We start from the raw sequence: 7,954 nt of genomic DNA, 5'->3' as shown, positions 1-7,954 counted from the left end.
CTCCGACGCTCCCGATCCACGGCCTCGACCAAGCGCTGAATCTCCGCAGCCCGCTCCAGTGCAGTGGCCTGAGCCTGGTCCCGCTCGGTGGTTAGAGCCTCGACCCTGATCATGGCCTCGGCCAGCTCCGCCTCCAGAGCTGCCCCTGCGGTGGCCAAATCCCCCGCCTCGGCTTGGGCGTCCACCAGTCGCCCCTCAACCTCGGACCGCGCCCGGGCGGCCGCTCGTTCAATCTCCTGCGCCAGAGCTAAAACCAGCTCGCTGGGCAGCTCCGGTGCTTGCGCCTGCGCTTGGGGCCTGGCGGCCCGCCACGCCTGTAGGTGCGCGTGCACCGTGTTCGGCGACCCCGTGCCCAAAGCATCTCTGACGGCCCGGATAGTGGGCTGATGTCCGTCAGCCACCATCTTGTCCGCCACCTGCGCCACCTGGTCGTATGTGATCCCTTCTCGTGCCATGCCACCCTCCGTACCGTATCATATTTCGTATCTTGTATTGCGTATCAATACAGATACATTATACGATATGATACGACTCGTCAAGAAAAAAATACGATACAGCTCCTGGCCGCGACAACACGACTAGGGGCGGTAGCGCAAAGATCGCCCCTGTTCCGTGCTTGCGGCACGGTTCCGCCCGCCTGTGGGGGCGCAGGATAGCGCCCTCCTCGGCGGCGGCCAGCTTTTAAAAAGTGGACACGTGTTTACATATGTCCACTTCAAAAAATCCCCCACCACCGTACGCTGGACATATCTTTGTCCGGCGTACGGTGGTGGGCGGAACCCTCCGATTAGGATGGAGAAGATCAAAAATCCTCGCAAGGTAGAGTCTACAGGACCTAAGCGCCCTTGTCTTTTGCTTTTGGAGCGCAGCGACACCCTCAATGCCTGTCTTTTTGCCTTTTCAAGCGATGGGACGAGTTGGGTGAACCATTCGTTCAAAGAACAGTGACGCCGCGCCCGCGTTAGCGGGCATCTACGCGGCACCGAGGGTCCGAAGGACCGTGTCTTTCTTTTTCATTCTTTATGCATGCTTTAAGAAGCATACGAGGCTATATAATGTATTGAAATTGTTGGGCTGAAAATCGTAAAATGTATGCCTTTGTGTTGAAAATAGGCAGGTAAAATGTATGCCTTTGTGTTGGAAGTCGGGCGTAAAATGTATGCCTTTGTGTTTAAATGTATAGATGTTCTTGACAAGACACATTTGTCGTGATATACACGCGTCCATGACCCTGCCAAAAATTCCAGACTATCTAGACAAGCCCAGCGGTTGCATCCACATCAACCACGACCTCTCTGGCCCTGCCATGCGACTTTTCAACTGCTTTCTCGCGTGGTGCTACGAAGAAATCCCGCTTATCGACAAGATCCACATCTTCTCGATTCCCCGAAAGGTCGTTGAGGACTACATGCGCACCAGGAACGAGGTAGCCCTCAGAGGATGGCTTAAGGAACTAGGTGACGGCTCTGTGGAGTGGAATGACCTCGGCGTAGGCCGGGGAAAGGGCGGGCCGAGTTGGGGTTACTACAAGTTTATCCAAGAACCGGAAATGCGCGGCGCGTTCATCACGTTCGGCATTGCGCGGACGCTGCGCGGTTTCATAGCCAGCAGCACGATGTTCGCACGCATCAATATGCTCATCGAGCGGCGCTTTAAAAAGACGAAGTACGCGCTCCCGCTGTACGAGCTTGGCCTCGACTACCGTGACAACAAGGACAAGATTACGGGCAAAGGCTGTACACCCTGGATGACCGTAGAGCAGTTCCGAAAGTACATGGGCATCAAACCCGATGAGTACCAAAAAGGCTTTGGAGAACTAAACCGGACGATCATCCAAAACGCCGTGAAAGAAGTATCCGCAGAGTCGGACATCAAGCTGACGCTGGAAAAAAAGACTGAAAATAGGGCGGTCACCCATCTCAGATTTGTCATCGACGACAACCCCGCAAATATGTCTGCCCGCGAGAAGATCCGCCGCACCATGGCCACGCTGCCGGGCATGGGCAGTAAAGACCAGCACGAAATCCTGAAATACGCTCAGGCCATGCATAACGCATTTGGCGTTAGTCTGCCCCGCGCCCGCAAGATCGCACGTCTGTACGTCGGGCACGAGCCCGAGCTGCGGGCGATCATGGAAAAGATCCAGCACGACAAGCTTGCGGGTAAGATCAAGGGGAAACTCGGCGCATACGCCGCAGCAGTGCTTGAGAAAGAGAATCCCGTAGTAGCCATTTCCACCGAAACCCATGAGCGGGTTGAGGAGGAAATATGATCTTGTTTGCTGGTGATGCCCACGGGGACTTCGTGCCCGTAATCGAGGAGGCCGGCGAGGCCTCTGCTGTGGTACTCCTAGGCGACCAGGAGCCCCAAGTGTCCCTGGTGGATGAGTTGGGCCTTGGCGTGGCCTCAAAGACCTGGTGGATCTATGGGAACCACGACAGCGACTATTTGGATTACTTTGAGCATCATAAATCCATGGCTGACCGGAATTTGCACTGCCGGGTGGTCGAGGTCGAGGGCGTCCGGATCGCAGGATTGGGCGGCATATTTCGCTCAAACCTTTTCGGCGTGGACCAAACCACCCACCTGGACGAGGTGGACCTAATCTGTCCATACGACACGCGGGCGTGCATCGCACAACAAAGGCAGGGTGGGCGCAATGCGCCGGTAGACCTGACGACGATATTCCCAGAGGACCTGGGAGCGCTGCTGCAGTTCACCGGCCAAGTGGACGTACTGGTCACACATGAGGCCCCGGAAAGCCACCCCATGGGCTTCCCACTCATCGGCGACATTGCCAGGGCCATCGGCGCAAAGATACTCATCCATGGGCACCACCATGAGCGCTACAGCGCCACCCTGGACGGCGGGATCCGCGTGGAAGGGGTCGGGATGTCGGGGCTGATGATTGAGTGGCTGAAGCCCGAGGATGGGCTTTTTTGGCTGAATCCTCGCGAAGTGCGATTGACTTCTGCCATTTCCTAGGTGCAAGCACTAGAAAACGGAGGTTGACAGATGCTTTACACCATCCAGCAAGCAGCGAAAGCCACGGGAATGAGCCGCCAAGCAATCCACGCCGCCGTTAAAAAGGGCAAGATCTCCGCCAGCAAGAACGCTCAAGGAATACTTGAAGTTGACGCAGCCGAACTCCATCGAGTCTACCCGCTTGTCAACCTTGATGAACCCAACTTTACAACTAAAGACAGCGCTGTTGACGCTTTTGACGCCGAAAATCGCGAGCTCAAAACGAAGATCCAAGGGCTTGAGGCGCTACTCGCCGAGGTTCGGACAGAACGGGACCGATGGCAGGAACAAGCGGACGCATGGCAAATGCAGGCCAAGGCGTTGACGGCGGCACCACAACCAGCACAGAAGCGCGGTTTCTGGGCGAGGCTTTTCACCTAGACAAACAAAAAATATCACTAGCTTTATTAAAAACTATGTACCTTGTCATAATTATCGTCTTGCCGTACGTTGACGTTATTTTCTAAATTTAATTGAGACATAAAAGAACGCTGCACCATCCTTTTAATCGATACATTTGAGTCGTTTATCAAATTTATATTTTCAAAATACCAAGAAATTCTCTCCGCCAGAGCTTGCGCAAGCAAGGGAGGAACAGCATTTCCAATTTGCTGATATTGAGAAAGATGCTTTTCCCAGGACATTGTAGTTCTTTTACCTTGAAATATATATGTATCTGGAAATGACTGTATCCTAGCTCCTTCCCGAGCTGTAAAATTTCTATTGTAAAATGGATGAATAAAATTACTCTGAAAACTTGCAGCTACGGTCGGGCACGGCTTATATGGATAAGGCCTCATATTATTTTGAGAAAAAACTTTCCCACTTATTGAGTTTGCATCTCCACGCTTTCTTTGTGAGTGCTCTTCAGAGACATGCTTAACAGATTGGCCGAATTTAATTGCGGCGAATCTATCAACAAGCCGCTGTGTGTGACGCATCGCAACATGATTATACACACACGTTGATCCCTTCCGCATATTTTCTTGATACTTGTTCCTAGGAGCAACGGGATAATCCTGCACCTCCCCTCCTTCACCCGCCTCTATCACTGGCAAATCACTGATCGCCTCTTCAAGAGAAGTGTATTCTGACTCTATAACTTTAGATGGAGGGGTCAAAATTTGCTGATTAAGAGGCCTGTCTGATTTTAAACCAATAAAAAAAACACGTTGACGAGATTGAGGAACCCCATAATCACAAGCGTTTAAGATAATAACACATACTTTATATCCGACATTAGAAAATTCTTCAGCAATAATATCTTTAACATACTGACGACTCTTTGTCTTCATTGATAGGATGCCAAGTACGTTTTCCATAACAAAAAACTTTGGAGAAAAGAATTTCACAAATCGAACAAAATCAACAAAAAGACTATTTCTTGGATCTTTTTGGTCTCTATTTCCAGAAAGAGAAAAACCCTGACATGGAGGCCCACCAATAATCCCATCAACATCCGAGACAGAAATTTTCAAGTCCCCTGGATCCAAAGTTGTAATATCTTCTGTGATCACACTTACGTTAGGATTGTTAAACGAATATGTTTGCGATGCCCAAAGATCTTTTTCGATGGCTAGTATCGAATTATAGCCAGCCATCTTAAAACCGTGACTAAATCCACCGCAACCTGCAAATAAATCAATTATATTCATCCTCTAAATCTCCGATAATGATTCTTGTAGATACCCAATAGCTACTTCTAAATGCTCAACTTTTAGCGGCTTAAAAAACTGTGGCTTATTTATTGGGCGATCAACTTTCCTTTCACCCTCTAACAATGTCACGATATTCAAATCTACATTTTTGAAATATGACATTATAGTCCTTGTAGGATAACTACCTATCGGAAACTTATTACATTCCGAATAATCACCACCAAGTTGACTTTCAAGTTGAAACAAAAAGCAATTCAATTTTGGAAACTTTGTCTTTAACAAATAAAAATCTACAAGTATTCTTTTTAACATTGCATTTTCTGTGTATGCCTTACACTCAATTCCTAAAACAAATTTGTTATCAATAAAAACATGCTTATCTACAGAAAGACCATAGCTATATTTTAAAATATTTGAAGATATGTATTTTTTTAAATTTTCGTCATTTATTGAATCAACGTATGATCGAAGAATAGGAATCTTTATTTTTTTTGAATTTATAGAAAGCCTTTCTGGATTCTCACCCATTTCAACATCCCAAACCGTCCTTACTAGCCTTTCTGTTATAAGCTCTTGAATTTTCCCTTTAGCAGCGCGAACAAACCCACCGTACGCACGATTATCATCTCGCATTGACTTCGCAGCATCATGTTCCATCACTTCCATAACATTATTGTACAAGACGATAAGCTTTCTCAATTCTTGATCTGTCGCTGCCTTCATAGTCGCCCCCACTCCTACAATATTATATAAATTCCGATCCATTATATTATAGGTATCTACGAGTCAACCCTACATAAATCCTAATCCTTCATTGATATTCGACATTTAACCAGTTCTTCATCAACCTTTCCTTTTCGCCCGTCACAAATTCCAAGAATCTCTTCAAGCTCCCGGCTCTCCTCTTCTTGTCTCCGCGCCTCGGCCATCTGCTCGGGAGTCAGGTCAAGGCCTTCAGCTATAGTCGGCCGCTCCTGCTCCACCTCGGCCTCCACTTCGACCGTTGCCACCTCCGCAATTACGACCGGACCCGTGGGCCGTGGCGCAGTCAGCGCATCGAGATCACGCGCGGGGTCGTAGTGGACCCCAGCCTTCTGGAGCTGGCCCCAGCGGTAGCGGTCCCCGAGCTGGTTCCCGGTAAACGCCACTCCGCCCAGCCCGAAGCTAAACCCATCCAGCTTCCTACTCGACGTCACTTTTGGCCACACAGACACGCCATGCGCTTGTAACCGTGCGACGAACTCGGACGCGGTCGGCCGCCCCTGCGCGGCTTCAGCCACGAGTTGCTGCAACCGCTCGCGGGGCGTCATATCTTCTAGCCGCTCGTATCGGCGCCGCTCCCCTACCCGCGTCTTCCTGACCTCCGGCGGCGCTATGCGTCCCTTCTCGGTCTTCTTCACGCCCTTGGTCACGGTCAGGCCGTGGACCTGCTCCAGGCGCTGGATGAGACCGGTGGACCGTAGATTCTCGTTGCGACCCAGGTACACCTTCCCATCCAGCCCCACGCGGTTGGCCAAAATGTGGATATGGCCATTATGCAGCACATAAACCCGCTGGTGTTGGTCCGAGAAGCCCATTCCATACATGTAGTCATCGCCAATCTCCCGCCATTTTTGGTCGTCGACCACCGCCCGCTCGTCAGCAGGCAGCCGCAGGCTATTATGCCAGACAGGCTTCTCGATGTCGGGGCGCAGACGGCGAGCGATCCCAAACTCCGTGGCCAAGGCCCGGGCGTTCAAGCCGTCCATATTCCCCCCAATGACCCGACCGCCGTCATGATCGAAGAGGTAGTCCGCACAGCCGCGAAAGCCTGACCCGCGTTGGATTTTCTGCATACCCTTCATCTGATCCTTCACCTAGTCCTTCACCAAATCTTTCACCTAGTCTTTCACCTGGTCGAGGCCGACCAGGTCGCCACGGAGTCGGGCGACTTGCCCGTGCAGTTCGGCGAGGATCCCCACGAGATCTGCGTCGTGCACCTGCCCCGCCGCGTTCATCGACCGGGCGATCTGATTCAAGTTCGCTGCGGTCCTAGCCAGGGCCGCCCACGCTTCCCGGTTCAGCTCCGGGATGGCCGGGGCCAGGCGCTTGTCCAAGCCCGCGCGGCGAAGCCACTCGCTCCGCTCCATGCCACCCCGCCGGGCGTCTAGATCGGCTAGCTCCTTCGGCGCGAAGTACACGCTCACGCGCACCTGTCTCTTTTCTTCTGGCGGCCTCTCGGCCGGACCTCTCTTGCCCATGCTTGGGCCTCCTGTCTTTGCTTCGCAACCCCCTGAGCAACGCGAGCGGGGGCGTTTCCCTGGAGGGGAAACGGGGAAACTTTCCGGAGGTAAGTTAGCCCTTGCTCCTAGCCGAAAATCAGGCCCACCATATCCCGCTCGCAGGGAGCTGTCTACAGTGGGCCTACCTGTCTACTTGGCAGCCTGGGCCTGGGCAGGGACAGACTGCCGGGACTCGGCATCGGCACGCTCAGCCCGGGCCGTGCTCAGCTCCAGGCGAAGGGCGGACAGCTCGGCCTTATGCGCCTGGCGCTCCTCCTTGAGGTCTACCCGGACCTCGGCCAGCTCAGCGCGGAGTGCCGCGAGATCCGCCACCGCAGCAGCCTTGGCCTCGGCAGCGCCTTCGGCTTTCGCCGTGGCCGCCGCCAGGGACGCCAGCGCCTGAACCAGCTCTGCGGCCTGGGCATCTCCCTTAGCCTTGACCTGGGCCAACGCCTCAGCATGACCCTTCAGCTCTGCCGTCAGTGAAGCCACGCGGGAGCCCAGCTCTCTGGCCTCGGCCGTGGCATGGGCCAGCCCCTCTGCCGCAACCTTACGCTCGGCGGCGGCTTGGCTCTGCACCTCAGCCACATCCGCCTTGGCTGCAGCCAAGGCTTCGCCTGCGACCTTGCGCTCAGCAGCGGCATCAACCTGGGCCTGGGCCAGCCGGTCCCCGGCTGCTTTCAAGGATTCCTTGAGGGAGTCCCGATCATGGGCCAGCTCTGCCTTGGCCGTCCGCTCTGCGGCCAGTTCTGCCTGGAGCCGGGAGACCTCCACGGCCGCCGCTTGTTTGGCCCCCTGGGCCTCGACCAGCTCGACCTTCAGGGCCTTGATCTCGGCGGCTTGCTCCTCAATCCATCGGTCCTTGGCCTCGGCAGTAAGCTGAACCCTGGCCAGCTCCAGGCGGGCCTCTTCGGCACTCCGACGCTCCCGATCCACGGCCTCGACCAAGCGCTGAATCTCCGCAGCCCGCTCCAGTGCAGTGGCCTGAGCCTGGTCCCGCTCGGTGGTTAG

9 protein-coding genes are annotated in these 7,954 nt (G+C 53.5%); 3 read left to right on the top strand and 6 right to left on the bottom strand.

Annotated elements, in window-relative coordinates:
* Nucleotides 1-455: DNA-binding protein (locus tag BMZ24_RS19140; protein ID WP_208599900.1), on the bottom strand; the 455-nt coding region annotated here is incomplete at its 3' end.
* 770 nt (nt 456-1,225) lie between these two features.
* On the opposite strand from BMZ24_RS19140, the gene BMZ24_RS19135 reads away from it, so the two are divergent.
* Genes BMZ24_RS19135 through BMZ24_RS19125 form a run of 3 tightly spaced genes read left to right on the top strand, consistent with a single transcriptional unit; the run spans nt 1,226 to nt 3,405 of the window.
* Nucleotides 1,226-2,272 carry a replication initiation protein gene (locus BMZ24_RS19135; RefSeq protein ID WP_161949251.1) on the top strand — a complete coding sequence of 349 codons (1,047 nt, stop codon included), beginning with the start codon at nt 1,226-1,228 and terminating at the stop codon, nt 2,270-2,272.
* Complete coding sequence (locus BMZ24_RS19130; protein WP_208599899.1) at nt 2,269-2,985, top strand: metallophosphoesterase family protein; 717 nt, start codon at nt 2,269-2,271, stop codon at nt 2,983-2,985. Before BMZ24_RS19135 ends, BMZ24_RS19130 begins: the two co-directional genes overlap by 4 nt.
* Nucleotides 2,986-3,015: 30 nt before the next feature.
* Nucleotides 3,016-3,405 carry a helix-turn-helix domain-containing protein gene (locus BMZ24_RS19125; RefSeq protein ID WP_092194700.1) on the top strand — a complete coding sequence of 130 codons (390 nt, stop codon included), beginning with the start codon at nt 3,016-3,018 and terminating at the stop codon, nt 3,403-3,405.
* Nucleotides 3,406-3,431: 26 nt separating this feature from the next.
* Here the strand turns inward: BMZ24_RS19125 and BMZ24_RS19120 are convergent, their stop codons facing one another.
* The 5 genes from BMZ24_RS19120 to BMZ24_RS19860 all read right to left on the bottom strand — a co-directional run.
* The gene (locus tag BMZ24_RS19120) at nt 3,432-4,679 is read right to left on the bottom strand and encodes a DNA cytosine methyltransferase (RefSeq protein ID WP_092194698.1); all 1,248 of its coding nucleotides are present in this window, start codon (nt 4,677-4,679) and stop codon (nt 3,432-3,434) included.
* A gap of 3 nt (nt 4,680-4,682) precedes the next feature.
* On the bottom strand, nt 4,683-5,405 hold the full coding sequence (locus BMZ24_RS19115; protein WP_092194696.1) for a restriction endonuclease: 723 nt from the start codon (nt 5,403-5,405) through the stop codon (nt 4,683-4,685).
* A gap of 80 nt (nt 5,406-5,485) precedes the next feature.
* Nucleotides 5,486-6,538 (bottom strand): relaxase/mobilization nuclease domain-containing protein, encoded by a 1,053-nt coding sequence (locus tag BMZ24_RS19110; RefSeq protein WP_143077971.1) that lies wholly within the window; start codon nt 6,536-6,538, stop codon nt 5,486-5,488.
* Nucleotides 6,539-6,562: 24 nt separating this feature from the next.
* A complete protein-coding gene (locus tag BMZ24_RS19105; RefSeq protein WP_092194689.1) occupies nt 6,563-6,922 on the bottom strand; it encodes a plasmid mobilization protein in 360 nt (119 codons plus the stop codon).
* 171 nt (nt 6,923-7,093) lie between these two features.
* A partial coding sequence (locus tag BMZ24_RS19860; protein ID WP_425266286.1) for a coiled-coil domain-containing protein occupies nt 7,094-7,954 on the bottom strand: 861 nt, incomplete at its 5' end.

It is taken from the genome of Desulfomicrobium norvegicum, from assembly GCF_900114595.1.
Classification (GTDB): domain Bacteria; phylum Desulfobacterota; class Desulfovibrionia; order Desulfovibrionales; family Desulfomicrobiaceae; genus Desulfomicrobium; species Desulfomicrobium macestii.
The sequence above is the reverse complement of the archived record's forward strand: the minus strand, read 5'-3'. Positions and strand labels throughout refer to the sequence as shown.